This window comes from Bacillus australimaris (assembly GCF_001307105.1).
In the GTDB taxonomy this organism is placed as follows: Bacteria; Bacillota; Bacilli; order Bacillales; family Bacillaceae; genus Bacillus; species Bacillus australimaris.
Genome location: NZ_LGYN01000028.1, coordinates 79,312 through 95,160, shown reverse-complemented (window position 1 = coordinate 95,160; position 15,849 = coordinate 79,312). Strand labels below are relative to the sequence as shown.

The window sequence follows — 15,849 nt, the reverse complement described above, 5'->3', positions numbered from 1 at the left end:
TCATTCCATCCTCTCTGGTACCATGAAAAAAATGATATTGGTACTTTCTATCATACCAAAAAATATTCAGAATAATAAAAAAGACATAAAGGGGATGGATGACAATGAGTCAAACGACAACAAACCGTTTTTCAACAGAGGAATGGCAAGGGAAAAGAGATCAATACGTTGCAAGAGGTGTCAGTAATGGCAATCGTCATCTTGCAGCAAAAGGGAAGGGAGCCGAGCTATTCGATATCGATGGCAATCGCTTTATCGATTTTGCAGGTGCAATTGGTACGTTAAATGTAGGGCATTCACATCCAAAGGTTGTAGAAGCAGTCAAAACTCAGGCAGACAGTCTAATCCACCCAGGATTCAATGTGATGATGTACGAATCGTATATCGAATTAGCAGAGAAGCTATGCCACCTCACACCAGGCGACCATGACAAGAAAGCCATTTTCTTAAATTCAGGTGCAGAAGCTGTTGAAAATGCGGTGAAAATTGCACGTAAATATACGAAAAGACAAGCCGTTGTGTCGTTTACAAGAGGTTTCCACGGCAGAACGAATATGACGATGAGCATGACGAGCAAGGTGAAGCCATATAAATTTGGATTTGGACCATTCGCATCAGAGGTGTATCAAGCACCTTACCCTTACTACTATCAGAAGCCTGAAGGGTTAAGTGATGCGGCTTACGATGAGTACATCATTGATCAATTCAATCAATTCTTCGTCGCTACCGTTGCACCAGAAACCGTTGCATGTGTGGTCATGGAGCCAGTCCAAGGGGAGGGCGGATTCATTGTGCCATCGAAGCGTTTTGTACAGCACGTTGCTTCATTCTGTCAGCAGCATGGGATTGTATTTGTGGCTGATGAGATCCAAACAGGCTTTGCGAGAACGGGGAAATACTTTGCGATTGAGCATTTTGATGTGGTGCCGGATTTAATCACAGTGTCGAAATCTCTTGCAGCTGGTTTACCGCTGAGCGGTGTCGTTGGCAGAAAAGAATTACTTGATGCAGCGGACCCAGGGGAGCTCGGAGGAACGTATGCAGGCAGTCCATTAGGCTGTGTGGCAGCCCTGGCTGTTCTTGATATTATTGAAACAGAACAATTAAATCAACGATCTGAACACATTGGACAAGTCATAGAGGACAAAGCGAATGATTGGAGAACAACGTATCCTTTCATTGGGGAGGTCCGCCGATTAGGGGCAATGGCGGCGATTGAAATTGTGGAAGATCAAACAACACGTACACCAGATAAGAAAACAGCCGCAGCGATTGCAGCATATGCAAATGAGCACGGACTTCTCTTATTAACGGCAGGGATTAATGGGAATATTATTCGCTTTTTAACACCACTTGTCATCACAGATGAGCTGCTTCACGAGGGACTGGGGATTATCGAGGAGGCCTTCAAAGCACGCTAAACAACAAAGGGGGATGGTTGTATGCACAAACAACAAATGGCAAAAACGATGTCGCAGTCAGACGTGCTGTTTTTGTCCATTGGTGCAATGCTTGGCTGGGGCTGGGTTGTACTTTCGGGAGATTGGATTTTAACAGCAGGGTTTTTAGGCAGTGTGATTGCCTTCGTTATAGGAGGCATTCTCGTCATTTTTATTGGGCTCACGTATGCTGAGCTTTCGTCTGCGATTCCAGAGACAGGCGGAGGGCTCGTGTTTGTCCAGAGGGCATTTGGGATGAAAGCAGCGTTCGTCTCAGCATGGGGCGTATTGTTTGGTTATGTGTCCGTGATTACGTTTGAAGCTGTCGCCTTGCCAACCGTCATTGATTATGTGATTCCAACACAGCATGTTGGTTTCTTATGGAATATAGGGGGATGGGACGTTTATTTTACGTGGGTATTGATAGGATCTGGCGGTGCGTTGTTTTTAACAGCACTGAATTACATTGGGGCGAAGCCTGCTGCCATTTTTCAGTCCGTGTTCACAGTGGCAATTATTCTGACAGGTTTTCTCCTGTTAGGCGGCGCGACATTTAATGGTGATTTTGCAAACCTTGAGCCCATGTTTCAGGGCGGGATTGGCGGTCTCATGGCGGTCTTAGTCATGATTCCCTTTTTATTCGTTGGGTTCGATGTCATTCCGCAAGTTGCGGCGGAGATTAACGCACCGAAAAAAATCATTGGGAGAATCTTGATTATTTCCATCGTGAGCGCTGTCGTCTTTTATTTGCTCATTGTCTTTGGAGTAGCTGCTGGGATGTCAAAAGGACAGCTTGAAGCCTCTTCATTGGCGACAGCAGATGCTATGGTGCAGCTTCTCGGTCATCAAGCATTTGGGACAGTGCTTGTCATTGGAGGGGTAGCAGGGATTGTGACGAGCTGGAATGCCTTTATCATCGGTGCAAGCCGTATCTTATACGCTATGGCTGAAAGAGGCATGATTTCAAAGTGGTTTGCGTATATTCATCCAAAGTATAAAACACCAACAAATGCGATTTTATTTCTTGGTGCATTGGCGTTTTTCGCTCCATTATTAGGACGTCCTGCTCTCGTGTGGATTGTCAATGCGGGCGGTGTTGGCATCATTGTCGGATACTTAATTGTGTCCATCGCCTTTATGAGACTTCGCAAAACAGAACCTGAGCTTGAGCGTCCATACAGCATTAAATATTGGCGGACGACAGGTGTTTTAGCCATCGGACTGAGTCTTCTTTTCCTTTCATTTTACTTTCCAGGGATGCCGGCCTCCTTATCATGGCCTGCTGAATGGATTTTGCTTTTAGGTTGGGCACTCATTGGGTATATACTATATGTAATGAATCCAAGAACGAAGGAGACGGTAGAGCATGACAAACGAACTCAAAGTGTATAATCCTGCAACAGGAAAAGAAATTGCTTCAGTTGCTCAGCATACAAAAGAACAGATCGAAGACGCAATTTCCCGCTCACACAAGGCTTTTAAAACATGGGCAAAAACGTCAGCGCATGAACGTGCCAATATCATTCGTAAGTGGTTTGATCTGATCATTGAACATAAAGAAAGGCTTGCAAAAATCATTACAGAAGAAAACGGGAAGCCGTATCAAGAAGCACTAGGGGAAATCGTCTATGCGGCTGGTTATATTGAATGGTACGCAGAGGAAGCAAAACGCATCTACGGCAGAACCATCCCGTCACATACGACGAACAAACGCCTTTTCGTCACAAAACAGCCAGTTGGTCCCGTTGCGGCCATTACCCCGTGGAATTTTCCTGCGGCCATGATTACAAGAAAAGCGGCACCAGCACTTGCGGCAGGCTGTACGTTCATTGTAAAACCTGCCGAGGACACGCCGCTGACAGCCATTGAACTTGTAAAATTAGGTCATGAAGCTGGTATTCCAGAGGATGCACTGCAATGGGTTGTAGGAGATGGAAAAGAAGTGGGGGAAATCTTCACAGATAGCCCGCTGATTCGCAAAATCACGTTTACAGGCTCAACACCAGTCGGAAAGCATCTGATCAAAAACAGTGCCAGCACAGTGAAGCACGTATCAATGGAGCTTGGCGGTCATGCCCCGCTTATCGTAGACAAGGACGCAAATCTTGAACTAGCTGTCAAACAAGCAGTAGCATCTAAGTTCCGTAATGCAGGACAAACCTGTGTCTGTGCCAACCGCTTAATTGTGCATGAAGACATTCATGAAGCATTTGCGCAAAGGTTCAGCAAAGAAGTAGAGAAGCTGAAAGTGGGAAATGGTTTTGAAGAAGGCACATCCATTGGTCCAATTATCAATAAGCGCGGTTTTGATAAAATTGTCGATCAGATTCAAGATGCAGTGGATAAAGGGGCGAAAATCCTAGTCGGCGGTAATACACATTTCGACGATGACAAGTCTTATTATTTCGTTCAGCCAACGGTTCTTACACAAGTAGACCCTTCCATGAACATTATGCATGAAGAGACATTTGGTCCAGTGGCTCCGATTACGACATTCAAAACGTTAGATGAGGCAATTGAATTAGCCAACGATACACCATTTGGTCTTGCGGCTTACTTCTTTACAGAGAATTATCGAAACGGACTCTACATTTCAGAACATCTCGATTATGGGATTATTGGCTGGAATGATGGCGGTCCATCAGCTGTCCAAGCACCGTTCGGCGGTATGAAAGAGAGCGGAATAGGGCGAGAAGGCGGAATTGAAGGAATCGAACCATATTTAGAAACAAAATATGTTTCCATTGGTTTAGACGAATAAACGTGAAAAAGACTGTCTGAGGAATCTCAGCAGTCTTTTTTATGTTATACAGCCGGCGGGAAAAGCTGATCCACCGTTTCTTTCGTTTCTTTCAGAATTTCGTGTATGTAATCTGCAGATGCCTGCTCCATGCTGCTGAACAAAAGCCGTTCGACAGGCTGAACCCCAATAAGATTGAAGACTTCTGTATCCGTTGTCATGTGATGAGAGGAGGAGAAGCTCATATTGGAATCAAGAAAAGTCCTCGGGGCATCGTGCGTGTTGATAATGACCCCTTTTTTGTGCCGAAGCAAATTTTCAATCACTCCATGCTCATTCATCTGATAAGCAAAGCCCTCAGAAAAGACGCGCTCTACATAGCCCTTTAGCATAGCCGGCAAGCCTGTCCACCATATTGGGAAAATAAACGTCAGCACATCAGCTTGCTGAATCAGCTTTTGCTCTCTTTGAATGGCGATCGGGACATCACCGCATTTGATGGCAGCCTTTTCCGAAATGGTGAGCTCTGGTGAGAAACCTAGCGCATAGACATCACGAACAGTCACTTTATGACCATTGTTCAAAAGAGTGCTCACAACAAGATCTAATAAGGTTTGATTTAAGCTTTGCTGGGGATGAGCAAATATAATTAGATGGTTCATCTCATAGCCTCCTATTGGTCATGTGTCTCATTATGGCATGCTCTTTTATCCTATTCAATCCTATATTGTCAATGATAGGTTGGGAAAATGGAAAAACATTGCTTTTGTGTGAAAGTAAACCGTGCGTACACGTTTCTGACACGTACAAGTTCATAGCAAGAAAAAACGATCGTTTCCGAGAAAACGACCGCTCATGCATCCTTTATTTCTTTCTAAAAGACAGTCCGAGCGCAATGAGTGCTACGACTAGAGCAGCAATGGACAGACCAAGGACAAGTGGTGAGGAAGAAGCAGAGGCTGTTTCAGATGCCTTTTCTTCTTTTGGTTTTTCTTGACCATGTGAATCCGTTACAGTATTTGATGCCACAATGTTTGTGATGGAATGAGGCTTATCGGCATCTTTATCGCCAGTCCATTCAACGACTGTTCCATCTTTATAATATTGATACGCATCCCATGCAGCTTCACCTGCTTTATCAGGGTTTTTCGCTACAAAAACAAATTGCTGGAACTGTCCTGCAGCCACTCCGTCTCCCGTTGCTTCCCAAGTTACTCTTGTCACCTTGCCATTTTTCTCTTCTGTTGACGTTTTCCAGCCAGGTACTGGCTCATATTGTTGGAATTCTACGCCTTTAGGAATTGTCACGACTACCTTTGTTGTTGGGCTGTCACTTTCGGAAGGAACTTTTAAAGTATAAGTTTCCCATGCACTTGTCGCAGACGTATCAGGTTTGACAGTTACGTGCGCACTCACAGGAATCGCCAATAAAAATGAAGCAAGAAGCATTGGTAATAAAGCTTTAGCGTATTTTTTCATATATGATGAACTCTCCTTTTAGTTTCTTCTAATAAAGGTGGTATCGATATTTTCAAAAGAACCAGTTAACGCATGAATTTCAATTTTCCAAGTGCCTTTTTCATTTAATAAGAGATTTTCAGCAGAAAAATGACCATTTTTTAATCGTTTCAGCTGAAATTCACTCGGTTTCTCATCACCGAATAAAGCGACCTTATGGATCTTGGCTGTTACAGATTGAATGTCAGTGATCGTTTGCCCATTTTTCTTTGTAAATGCCAGCTCGAACGTGTTTTTCCCAGGGGCATTCGGGGTAATGCTCAAGGACACAATGTCACGATGCTCGACCTGATTTGCGCCAAAGAATGGCTCAGGTGCAGGCGGAGGCGGGCTTGGAATATTGGTAAACACAGCCGTTAATAACAAAATGGTGATGCCGATGATCCATTCAGCTCGTAAGGACACGCTGCGTTTCTGCCTTTTTTCCCATCTCAGCATCAAGTAATGCATGAGCCCAAGAAGGCCCATGATGATAAATAAACCAAGCTTGATTAAAAAGGTGCGTCCGTATGCTGATTGGAAAAGAGCGTCAAACGATTGCAAAATAAAGATGGCATTCACAAATCCTGAAAACACAATGAGTCCAACAGAGAGCAGTGCCCAAGGATGAAATGCTGTTAACGTACTCCGTATGAGCGGCTCATCTTCATTTGGCAGCTTCTTCATCAATAGAAGGACAATGGCTGTCAAACCGCCGACCCAAATCGATGCAGAGACGAGATGAATGAAATCAAGTGATGTTGTCAGTATTTTATTGTCTGTTGCAGCTGGGTGTCCGATTTGTGCTTTCAGCCAAAGGAGCACTGTGAAGAGGAGCAGTGGAAACAGCCACACCTTAAAAGAAGTGAAGTCCCCCTTTTTCATCGCCACAATCGTCCAAATGGTGAGAAGAACAAACGACGCCATAAGCATCATCCACAGACTGCCGCCAGAAGTGGACGCAATCGTTTCTTGTAAAAGCGACGGCTGAAATGCCCCCCAAAAGGACACGTCTGCTGCTGATTTTGTTTGTATCGGCAGCTGGAATACAAGTGCCCCGCCCATCATGATCAGCGATACGGTCAAAAGCCGCTTCATTCGTTTCGCCAATACAGGTGAAATCGCTGCCTTAAACCAAAGCAGTCCAAACAAAATGGTTCCAAGGAATAAGCTGAATGACGTATAAAGAAAGGCTTTATCAATGGTTGAAGCGATATCAAGAGATTCATTCGTTTGACCTTGCTCTAATTGATCAAAACCGCCATCTGCCTTTCCGATACTAAACGGAATCATACCGGAGACAGAGTGTCCGTCCGCTGATACTGCATTCCACTGAATGGTGTAAATTCCTTTTGGTAAATTCTTTTTTAAAGCCGCTTCCATGATCTTTTGATCTTTGATGACCGTATCTCCTTTATCCACACGATCACCTTTTGCATTTAGCACCTTAATGGCATGAAATCCGCTTTCGATCCCTTCACTAAATGTGATCGAGACTGAAGGAGGCTGCTGATCCAGCTCTTCATTTGCTGCTGGATTCGAGCTCACGACGTATGCGTGAGCAAATGCTTCCTTAGGAATGAAAAAAGCGAACATGACCATAAGGAGCAGAAGCCACTTACTATTTTTAAACAAGGTGAATAACCGCCTTTCTACCTTTGAAAATGTCTCATATATCAGAAAGAAAGCGGCAGTAAACTGTGAGTCACAGAAAAAACCGCTCCTCCTATTGTACCGCCCTCTCTAAAAGGTAAACGAAACAAACAGCAAGATGGTTCACTTTTTCTGTGTCATGTCTGCGCAGACATTTCTTGATTGAATAGGTTTGGTCAATTATAAGCCTATTCGATTTAAGAAGAGGAAACAAGAAGTGACCATTTGAAAGTTGTGAAATTCCAATGAATTTTGCGTGTAAACAACGGCAGATCAAGCTTTCCACCCATTATATGTTGGGATCTGACAGAGAATTCACATCATTTTTCAATTTTGTCACACACGATGTGACAAAGTGCCATTTAGTTTCAATTGAAGGGGAAGTGAAAGCGTTTTACGATAGGCATAAGGGCTTCACTGACACTTGTTCTTATATCTTTTGACCTATAAAGCCCTGAATAAAGGGAGAGAAGAAAGGGGTTTTCACAGATGCAGGAAAAAAGCGGATTCCGCGTAAAAGTACAGCGCTTTGGAAGCTATTTAAGCGGTATGATCATGCCGAATATTGGAGCGTTTATCGCTTGGGGGCTCATTACAGCATTGTTCATTCCGAGTGGTTATTTTCCAAATGAACAATTAAATACACTCGTTGGCCCAATGATTAACTACTTGCTGCCGCTCTTAATCGGTTACACAGGCGGTAAGCTCGTTTATGACCATCGAGGCGGGGTACTCGGTGCTACAGCGACGATTGGGGTCATTGTTGGCTCAGACATTCCGATGTTTTTAGGTGCGATGATCATGGGACCGCTTGGCGGTTATCTCATTAAGAAAATCGACCAGCTGTTCAAAGATCGAATCAGATCAGGCTTTGAAATGCTGATTAATAATTTTAGTGCGGGTATTCTAGGGGCTATTCTTGTCGCTATTGCTTTCTACGCAATCGGCCCAGTAGTACTAGGTCTGAATAAAGCCCTTGCGGCAGGTGTAGATATCATTGTCAATGCACACTTACTTCCGCTGGCAAGTATCTTTATTGAACCAGCAAAAGTATTGTTCTTAAACAATGCGATTAACCAAGGAATTTTAGGTCCATTAGGGGTGGAGCAAGCGGCGAAGACAGGGCAATCCGTTCTGTTCTTGCTTGAAACAAACCCAGGACCAGGTCTAGGTGTTCTTTTAGCCTACATGTTCTTTGGAAAAGGGACTGCAAAGCAGTCTGCACCGGGTGCGATTGTCATTCAATTCTTAGGGGGAATCCATGAAATTTACTTCCCTTACATCCTAATGAAGCCAAAACTCATTTTGGCGGTTATTGCTGGGGGAGCAAGCGGCGTTCTAACCTTTACCCTATTGAATGCAGGCTTAAAGGCTGTTCCGTCACCAGGTAGTATTATCGCACTTATGCTCATGTCACCAAAAGGAGGCCACCTTGCCGTTCTAGCAGGTGTTGTCGTGGCAGCGATCGTATCGTTCCTTGTCGCTTCTGTCATTTTGAAAGCGTCTAAAGCAGTGGACGAAGACTTAACAGCAGCTACAGAAAAAATGCAAGACATGAAAGGGAAGAAAAGTGCAGCAGCAGCAGCTCTTACAGCCCAAAAAGAAGGTGCTGAAGCGAACGAGCAAGCAGCATCTCCGCGTGATATCACTCCAGATGACGTGAACAAAATTATCTTTGCCTGCGATGCAGGAATGGGTTCAAGTGCAATGGGCGCATCTGTCTTAAAGAATAAAGTCAAAAAGGCAGAGCTTGATATTGATGTAACCAACACATCCATCAGCAACATCCCAGATGATGCTGATGTGGTCTTTACTCATAAAGATTTAACAGACAGAGCCAAGGCAAAGCTGCCAGGAGCTGTGCATATTTCAGTTGATAATTTCTTAAACAGTCCGAAATACGATGAGCTGATTGAGAAGTTGAAAAAATAACATGATGAAACGGGTTGAGTCCAATTTCTCTTAATTGAACTCCCCGTTTTGGTTGTTGTCTGATTTTCATATTCTAAAAAAGGTGTGTGGTCATCCATGAAACAAGTACTTTCTAAAGACAATATTTTTCTAAACGAACAAGCAGGCTCTAAAGAAGAAGCCATCAAAAAAGCGGGCGAAGTCCTAGTGGCAAACGGCTATGTCACAAGTGATTATGTTGACAAAATGTTTGAAAGAGAAAACATTTCTTCTACATTTATGGGCAACGGGATTGCGATTCCTCATGGAACAGAGGATGCGAAAGCAGCTGTTCTTCATTCAGGAATTTCCATTATTCAAATTCCAGATGGCGTTGAATACGGAGAAGGAAATATCGCCAAAGTCGTATTTGGCATCGCAGGGAAAAACAATGAACACCTCGACATTCTTTCTCAAATTGCGATTGTTTGTTCAGAGGAAGAAAATGTAGAACGTATCATTCATGCAAAGGATCAGGACGAACTGATCGCCATCTTTAACGAGGTGAACTAACATGAAGGCACTTCATTTTGGAGCAGGAAATATCGGCAGAGGGTTTATCGGATCTTTGTTAAAAACATCAGGCTTTGAGCTCGTTTTTACCGATGTAAATGAAGCGGTCATCAATGAGTTGAACAATAGAGGAGAATACACGGTTGAGCTTGCAGCACCCGGTCAAAAACAAGAAGTCGTCGGTCCTGTGTCAGCCATCAATTCCGCAAAAGACCCAGCTGCATTAACTGAGGCGGTGGCAACAGCTGACCTCATTACAACAGCTGTTGGGCCAGCCGTTTTGAAGATCATTGCTTCATCGATTGCTGAAGGGTTAAAACAAAAGAAGCCTGACCATATCATCAACATCATTGCGTGTGAAAATATGATTGGGGGAAGCGCTCATTTAAAAGAAGCGGTGTTCTCTCATTTAACAGCAGTTGAACAAGAAGCGATATCACAAACAGTCGGTTTTCCAAACGCTGCGGTTGACCGCATCGTTCCAATTCAGCACCACGAGGATATTCTTAAAGTGTCAGTTGAGCCATTTTTCGAGTGGGTCATAGATGAGACAGGTTTTATAGGAGACATCCCTCAGATAGAAGGAGCCACCTTTGTACAAGATTTAACACCATATATTGAGCGGAAGCTTTTCACTGTCAATACAGGACATGCACTTGCTGCATATGTCGGGTACCAGCAAGGCGTCCAAACGGTCAAAGAAGCCGTTGACACACCGGGCATTCGTCAAGTTGTCGAAGGAGCCCTTCATGAAACGGGCAGCTATTTAATCGAGACATATGGCTTTCAAAAAGAAGAACATGATGCGTATATACAAAAAATCATCAAACGATTTGAAAATGCCTTTATTTCTGACGAAGTGACGCGTGTCGCTCGTTCTCCAATCAGAAAGCTTGGAGCAGATGACCGCTTGATCGGTCCAGCGAAGAAGATCAAACAACCTATTGATTTAATCAAAGGCATTGCCGCCGCTCTAGCTTATGACTTTGAAGAAGACGAAGAAGCTGTTCGTTTGCAGGTCTTAAGAAAAGAAAGAGGCATTGAAGGTGTGCTAGAAGAGGTATGCGGACTTCATCCAGCAGATGATCTCTATCAAGCCATCCTCAAAGAAACAAATCGATAATCAGAACATCCCTTTCCAACGTGTGGAAGGGATTTTTTCTATGAATTTTTAATACTTTCCCCTGCGTGACGATATATGTATTAAGGGGGAATTTGTATATGAAAAAGAAAGCGCTTGCTTCAAAAAGTGTATTTTTTCAATTAATGTCAGCCATTATGGTAATCACAATCTTAACGGGCGGACTTGTTGGAACAACGGGTTATTTTTTAGCGAAAAACGTATTAATTGATGCGGGGAAAGAAGATTTAAAACACATCGTCAATGGAGCGATGGCCACACTTGAACAGTTGAATGACCGTGTGGAGAAAAAAGAACTGACGCTTGAGCAGGCGCAGGAAGAAGCGCGTATCTATTTAAGCGGCCCGAAGAATGACAACGGGAAAGGGTACCAATCTCAAAAATCAGATTTTATCTATAAAAATAAAGGCTATCTCGTCGCATATGGAACGGACTATTCAACCCAGGTTCATCCAGTCAACGACATCGGCGTCATTCCAGATTACACGACCAATCGTAAAAAAATGGTCGCAGGAGCCAATGCAAAAGGCGAGGAAGCACACTATGTAACCTATATGGATAAAGATGATGCAACAGGGGAAGACAAGCAAAAACTCGCTTATATGAACCAATTTACACCGTGGAATTGGAGTGTAGGAATTGCTGTATTCCAAGATGAATTTTATAAAGAATTAGAGCAGATGAAGCTCTATATTATTCTAATTACATCAGGTGTTGCTCTTTTAAGTATGGGCGTCTTTTATTTGGCGGCTCGAGGAAAAGTGAGATTGCTCAAGCAAGTCACAGCTGCTTCAAAAGAGATTGCAGCTGGGAATATTGAACGTACGAGCTTAAAAGAAACAGCGGATGAAATTGGACAGCTGGCAAAAGGCTTTAACCATATGTCAGGAGAACTCAGAACACTTGTGAGCGGTTTACAGGAAACGAGCAATCAGCTTGTTGAATCAGCGACAGATTTATCGGCGATATCTGAAGAAACATCAGCCAGCAGTGAAGAAATTGGACGAGCCATTGGAGACATTTCGACTGGTACGCTTCATCAAGCATCTGATCTTGAGGAAGCCAATCAACAAATGACCCAGTTCAATCAATCCATTGAAAACGTCAAAGAACAGAGTGATCAAATTAAACGAATTTCTGATCAATCGAATCAATCATCACAGCAGGGCCAGCAAATTGTACAGCAATTAAAACAATCGAATGAACAATCGATTCAGGCGTCTCAAGGGATTAGAGCAGGAATCGAGCAGTTAAGTACAAAAGTACAGGATATCTCTCAAATCACAGATACGATTGAAAGCATTTCGAATGAAACGAATTTACTGGCACTGAATGCAAGTATTGAGGCAGCACGTGCAGGAGAGCATGGCAAAGGCTTCTCAGTTGTGGCGAGTGAAGTGCGGAATTTAGCCGAGCAGACAAAACAATCGGCCGTTCAAATTCAGCAAATGATTCAAGGCATTAAAGAAGAAACGACGGCAACAGCCGGTATGATGTCCAACACGATGAATCGTTTTGCCGAGTTAGATGAAGCGGTGCATGCAACAGAACATGAATTCAATGCGATCTCGACTTTGATTTCACAAACCATCGTTGAAACAAATGCGATGGCAAAAGAGCTGAATACATTGCTGGAGCAAAACGACCTCATCACAAAAGCGATGCACGGTGCAGCACATATTTCTCAAGAAAATGCCGCGGCGGTCGAAGAGATCACTGCATCCACAGATGAACAAGTGACAGCCATCTCTAATGTGGCAAAAGCAGCAGAAAGACTCAATGAACTAAGCATGCGATTGAATCAGGACATTGCGCGTTATCGTCTATAAATCATTTTGACTATGTATCACTTGTCAGGTACTATGAAGTTAATCAAAAACCTTGCTCACGCAATCAAAAGGAGTGTATCGGTCATGAAAAAGAAGATATTGACGTTCTTACCTTGTGGCTATGGATACTCCACTGCTGTTTTCTTTGAGGATAGATAGAAATTGGTGAAGTCTGTCTACAAAACGAAGAAACGAGCAGAAAAATAAACGTGAGTGAGGGACATAACATGGAAAAAATCACGAGAAAAAACCCAGAAAGTATGCCGAAGCCGGTTGGCAGCTATAGTCATATCACAAGGGTGCCAAAGGGTGCGGGATTATTTGTTACATCGGGTCAGGTAGGGACAGATATAAATGGGCATATCCCATCAAGCTTAAACGACCAAGTAACGAATACGTTTGAAAATATCAAAAAAATCCTTGAATCAGAAGGATTAAATGAAGAACATGTGATAAAGGTCAATATATGGGCAACAGAAGAAATAGACTGGGACCATCTATATCCTCAGTGGGATACGATTTTCAAAACAGCTTACCCATCAATGACAGTTGCTTATGTATCGGCATTGGGATGGCCTGAGCTGAAAATCGAAATTGAACTATGGTGCGCCGAACTATAATACAAAAAAAGAACAGTGCAAACTGTTCTTTTTTTTACGTAAGCCGCTTTGTGATCCATCCGGCAAGGAACGTAAAGACGGTATAGACGATGACCCAAATGAGAAAGGATTCATTCCCGCCAATATAGGTAAACATGAAGATCATGCTTGCTATCAGAACAATGAAAGTTGGCATCCAAGCATTTTTCAAAAGCAGCGTGCCAAAAATGCCGATCAGCACGGAGATAATGGGAAAGCCAAAGACAATGAATAGAACAAAAACTGCCATAGCGCTAACTCCTTTTAACAAATAATTACATCAAAATATATAAGACTGACGCAGCCATGTGCGGAAGTGCAAAGATCATCACAAGAAAAGCGGTTTCAAGACGCCACATGCGATGTTCCTTTGTTTCAGAATGATAGGCTGCTCGTGTCTCTTCGCCGCTTGTCCAAGCACCTATTAGCAGCCCAGACATCACGATCCCAATAATAGAGATCCCGCCACTGATAAACCCAATCCATTCATGGTGCTGCAACATGAAAGCGGCACTGCAAATCACAATCATTGAGCAAACACCGGCGAAAAAAGCATGTTTTTTTCTCATTTCCGTTCACTCCTTTGGATAGAGATTAGGAGATTGCATCACATATTTCAATGAAATGACCATCAGGATCAGACACATAAGCGACGGTTTGACCCCATGGTTTTTTTGCAGGTTCTTTGATGATCGAAACCCCTTTTTCCTTCAATGAGGCAATTGTTTGATTTACGTCATCGACAACAAAGCCAATTTCAAACGTTTGAGATGAAATATTTTCCTCTGGAACAGGCAGCCCAAGTGCTTCTTTCACATCCTGACGAGAATTAATGGATAAAGTCACTTCCCCTGTATCAAATTCAACATAGGATTCAACTCTCAGCTTAATAGGGAAACCGAGGATTTGATGGTAAAAATGAATGCTTGCTTCAACATCGTTTACATATAGAATGGTATATTTCATTTTCATGTGGAAAACGCCTCTTTTCATATACGTGTTAAAACCGGAAAGGTTTCCCACCAATTGTATCATATAGGATATAAGGTGTATCCGCTGACAAAAAAATCAAATTTCTAGATATATAGTCTTGAAAAACAGAAAGTGGTGACATATGATAAAAATGTAAAAATAGAAAAAATAGGGGGATCTTACATGTTGAAAAAAATCATGGTAACTGTCTTGTCTCTAGGTCTTTTACTAAGCTTTACACAAGTCGATATCCACACAGCAGATGCAAAAACCGTAAAGTACAAAAACTGCAAAGCGCTAAACAAAGTATATAAAGGCGGCGTGGCCAAAACCAAAAACACGAAAAACAAAGGCGGAAAAACAAAGTACAAGCCTTATGCATCAAAAGCGCTGTACCTCAAAAATAAGCACCTTGACCGCGATAAAGACGGCATTGCGTGTGAACGCTAAGCACGTGTGAAAAGACCTGTAACAAGGTCTTTTTTCTATGGGATCAAACTCGTCCCTTTGTGCCAGCTTCATCTTTATATTAAAATAAAGATAGTTTCAAAAATCGATACAAAGTGGGGTACTCAATTTGTCAACACAAGCTAATAAGAAAGACATCCGATTGATTGCCATTGATATGGATGGTACGCTGTTAAACAGTGAGCACGTCATTCCAGAGGAAAATAAACAAGCGATTAAAGAAGCTGAAGCAAAAGGGGTTCATGTGGTCATTAGCACAGGGCGTACACTGATGACATGCCGAGAGCTCGTTGAGCCGCTCAAGCTGTCTTCTTACCTTGTGACCGCAAACGGAAGTGAAATATGGGATTCAAACTTCCAGCTGATCGAACGAGATTTGCTGCATCCTGATCACGTCCAAATGATGTGGGATTTAAAAAATAGGTACGAAACCGATTACTGGGCTTCGACTGTGGATAAGGTGTGGAGAGGTGAATTCCCAGAACGAATTCATGACCATGAATGGTTGAAGTTTGGCTTTGATATTCATGATGATGACGTTCGTGAGGAAGTACTCAATACATTGAAAACAAATAAGCATCTAGAGATTACAAATTCAAGTCCGACCAATATCGAAGTCAATGCAGCTGGCATAAATAAAGCAGCCGCTCTTGCAAAAATAGCAGAACGCATTGGCTGTACGATGGACAACGTCATGTCCCTTGGCGACAGCCTAAATGATATGGCAATGATACAAGAAGCCGGATTAGGCATTGCGATGGGAAATGCACAAGAAGTGGTGAAGGAAGCCGCTGATTGGATTACGGCTCCTAATACAGAACACGGTGTCGCAAAAGCGATCCAACATTGGGTGCTGTCTAAATAGGATGCATGTCATGACACAACAACATAACGTTCAAAAAAGTGAGAGGACTTTGCCTCTCGCTTTTTTTGTTTTTCCTAGTTCTATGGTTATGTTTTCTATCAAATTCATGTTCAGCCTAACTAGAGTTGATATAATCAATATAAA

16 protein-coding genes are annotated in these 15,849 nt (G+C 42.9%); 10 read left to right on the top strand and 6 right to left on the bottom strand.

Annotated elements, in window-relative coordinates; genetic code table 11:
* Positions 1 to 104 precede the first annotated feature (104 nt).
* From gabT to AKG37_RS16220, 3 genes are read left to right on the top strand one after another with little or no spacing between them, the layout of a single operon-like run.
* The gene (gabT, locus tag AKG37_RS16230; protein WP_060699754.1) at positions 105 to 1,421 is read left to right on the top strand and encodes a 4-aminobutyrate--2-oxoglutarate transaminase; all 1,317 of its coding nucleotides are present in this window, start codon (positions 105 to 107) and stop codon (positions 1,419 to 1,421) included.
* Between the two features lie 21 nt (positions 1,422 to 1,442).
* Complete coding sequence (locus AKG37_RS16225) at positions 1,443 to 2,831, top strand: APC family permease (RefSeq protein WP_060699753.1); 1,389 nt, start codon at positions 1,443 to 1,445, stop codon at positions 2,829 to 2,831.
* The gene (locus tag AKG37_RS16220; RefSeq protein WP_060699752.1) at positions 2,806 to 4,200 is read left to right on the top strand and encodes an NAD-dependent succinate-semialdehyde dehydrogenase; all 1,395 of its coding nucleotides are present in this window, start codon (positions 2,806 to 2,808) and stop codon (positions 4,198 to 4,200) included. Before AKG37_RS16225 ends, AKG37_RS16220 begins: the two co-directional genes overlap by 26 nt.
* A gap of 44 nt (positions 4,201 to 4,244) precedes the next feature.
* Here AKG37_RS16220 and AKG37_RS16215 read toward each other — a convergent pair whose 3' ends face one another.
* The 3 genes from AKG37_RS16215 to AKG37_RS16205 form a co-directional block, all read right to left on the bottom strand.
* The gene (locus AKG37_RS16215; protein ID WP_060699751.1) at positions 4,245 to 4,841 is read right to left on the bottom strand and encodes an NAD(P)H-dependent oxidoreductase; all 597 of its coding nucleotides are present in this window, start codon (positions 4,839 to 4,841) and stop codon (positions 4,245 to 4,247) included.
* 202 nt (positions 4,842 to 5,043) lie between these two features.
* A complete protein-coding gene (locus tag AKG37_RS16210; protein WP_060699750.1) occupies positions 5,044 to 5,658 on the bottom strand; it encodes a YcnI family copper-binding membrane protein in 615 nt (204 codons plus the stop codon).
* 18 nt (positions 5,659 to 5,676) lie between these two features.
* Complete coding sequence (locus AKG37_RS16205) at positions 5,677 to 7,311, bottom strand: copper resistance CopC/CopD family protein (protein ID WP_060699749.1); 1,635 nt, start codon at positions 7,309 to 7,311, stop codon at positions 5,677 to 5,679.
* A gap of 507 nt (positions 7,312 to 7,818) precedes the next feature.
* Here AKG37_RS16205 and AKG37_RS16200 point away from each other — a divergent pair.
* The 5 genes from AKG37_RS16200 (at position 7,819) to AKG37_RS16180 (ending at position 13,382) form a co-directional block, all read left to right on the top strand.
* Positions 7,819 to 9,261: a PTS mannitol transporter subunit IIBC gene (locus AKG37_RS16200; protein WP_060699748.1), complete on the top strand. Its 1,443-nt coding sequence runs from the start codon at positions 7,819 to 7,821 to the stop codon at positions 9,259 to 9,261.
* Positions 9,262 to 9,357: 96 nt separating this feature from the next.
* Positions 9,358 to 9,792, top strand: a complete 435-nt coding sequence (locus tag AKG37_RS16195) for a PTS mannitol transporter subunit IIA (RefSeq protein WP_012008933.1) — start codon at positions 9,358 to 9,360, stop codon at positions 9,790 to 9,792.
* A gap of 1 nt (position 9,793) precedes the next feature.
* Positions 9,794 to 10,915: a mannitol-1-phosphate 5-dehydrogenase gene (locus AKG37_RS16190; protein WP_060699747.1), complete on the top strand. Its 1,122-nt coding sequence runs from the start codon at positions 9,794 to 9,796 to the stop codon at positions 10,913 to 10,915.
* Between the two features lie 98 nt (positions 10,916 to 11,013).
* On the top strand, positions 11,014 to 12,762 hold the full coding sequence (locus AKG37_RS16185; protein WP_060699746.1) for a methyl-accepting chemotaxis protein: 1,749 nt from the start codon (positions 11,014 to 11,016) through the stop codon (positions 12,760 to 12,762).
* A 227-nt stretch (positions 12,763 to 12,989) separates the two neighbouring features.
* Positions 12,990 to 13,382, top strand: coding sequence for a RidA family protein (locus AKG37_RS16180; protein ID WP_060699745.1), 393 nt, complete (start codon positions 12,990 to 12,992; stop codon positions 13,380 to 13,382).
* Between the two features lie 34 nt (positions 13,383 to 13,416).
* On the opposite strand, the gene AKG37_RS16175 is transcribed toward AKG37_RS16180, so the two are convergent.
* From AKG37_RS16175 to AKG37_RS16165, 3 genes are read right to left on the bottom strand one after another with little or no spacing between them, the layout of a single operon-like run.
* Positions 13,417 to 13,650 (bottom strand): DUF2651 family protein, encoded by a 234-nt coding sequence (locus AKG37_RS16175; protein ID WP_060699744.1) that lies wholly within the window; start codon positions 13,648 to 13,650, stop codon positions 13,417 to 13,419.
* 25 nt (positions 13,651 to 13,675) lie between these two features.
* Complete coding sequence (locus AKG37_RS16170; RefSeq protein WP_060699743.1) at positions 13,676 to 13,969, bottom strand: DUF5316 family protein; 294 nt, start codon at positions 13,967 to 13,969, stop codon at positions 13,676 to 13,678.
* A gap of 25 nt (positions 13,970 to 13,994) precedes the next feature.
* The gene (locus AKG37_RS16165; RefSeq protein ID WP_060699742.1) at positions 13,995 to 14,372 is read right to left on the bottom strand and encodes a VOC family protein; all 378 of its coding nucleotides are present in this window, start codon (positions 14,370 to 14,372) and stop codon (positions 13,995 to 13,997) included.
* A 183-nt stretch (positions 14,373 to 14,555) separates the two neighbouring features.
* Between AKG37_RS16165 and AKG37_RS16160 the strand changes: the two genes are divergently transcribed.
* Positions 14,556 to 14,822, top strand: a complete 267-nt coding sequence (locus AKG37_RS16160; protein ID WP_078061036.1) for an excalibur calcium-binding domain-containing protein — start codon at positions 14,556 to 14,558, stop codon at positions 14,820 to 14,822.
* A gap of 127 nt (positions 14,823 to 14,949) precedes the next feature.
* Positions 14,950 to 15,705, top strand: coding sequence for a Cof-type HAD-IIB family hydrolase (locus AKG37_RS16155; RefSeq protein WP_077233735.1), 756 nt, complete (start codon positions 14,950 to 14,952; stop codon positions 15,703 to 15,705).
* Positions 15,706 to 15,849 lie beyond the last annotated feature (144 nt).

Excerpts from the sequence above, each read along its gene's own strand:
- gabT (WP_060699754.1), top strand. The coding sequence starts at position 105 with ATGAGTCAAACGACAACAAACCGTTTTTCAACAGAGGAATGGCAAGGG.
- AKG37_RS16225 (WP_060699753.1), top strand. The coding sequence starts at position 1,443 with ATGCACAAACAACAAATGGCAAAAACGATGTCGCAGTCAGACGTGCTG.
- AKG37_RS16220 (WP_060699752.1), top strand. The coding sequence starts at position 2,806 with ATGACAAACGAACTCAAAGTGTATAATCCTGCAACAGGAAAAGAAATT.
- AKG37_RS16215 (WP_060699751.1), bottom strand. The coding sequence starts at position 4,841 with ATGAACCATCTAATTATATTTGCTCATCCCCAGCAAAGCTTAAATCAA.
- AKG37_RS16210 (WP_060699750.1), bottom strand. The coding sequence starts at position 5,658 with ATGAAAAAATACGCTAAAGCTTTATTACCAATGCTTCTTGCTTCATTT.
- AKG37_RS16200 (WP_060699748.1), top strand. The coding sequence starts at position 7,819 with ATGCAGGAAAAAAGCGGATTCCGCGTAAAAGTACAGCGCTTTGGAAGC.
- AKG37_RS16195 (WP_012008933.1), top strand. The coding sequence starts at position 9,358 with ATGAAACAAGTACTTTCTAAAGACAATATTTTTCTAAACGAACAAGCA.
- AKG37_RS16190 (WP_060699747.1), top strand. The coding sequence starts at position 9,794 with ATGAAGGCACTTCATTTTGGAGCAGGAAATATCGGCAGAGGGTTTATC.
- AKG37_RS16185 (WP_060699746.1), top strand. The coding sequence starts at position 11,014 with ATGAAAAAGAAAGCGCTTGCTTCAAAAAGTGTATTTTTTCAATTAATG.
- AKG37_RS16180 (WP_060699745.1), top strand. The coding sequence starts at position 12,990 with ATGGAAAAAATCACGAGAAAAAACCCAGAAAGTATGCCGAAGCCGGTT.
- AKG37_RS16175 (WP_060699744.1), bottom strand. The coding sequence starts at position 13,650 with ATGGCAGTTTTTGTTCTATTCATTGTCTTTGGCTTTCCCATTATCTCC.
- AKG37_RS16170 (WP_060699743.1), bottom strand. The coding sequence starts at position 13,969 with ATGAGAAAAAAACATGCTTTTTTCGCCGGTGTTTGCTCAATGATTGTG.
- AKG37_RS16165 (WP_060699742.1), bottom strand. The coding sequence starts at position 14,372 with ATGAAAATGAAATATACCATTCTATATGTAAACGATGTTGAAGCAAGC.
- AKG37_RS16160 (WP_078061036.1), top strand. The coding sequence starts at position 14,556 with ATGTTGAAAAAAATCATGGTAACTGTCTTGTCTCTAGGTCTTTTACTA.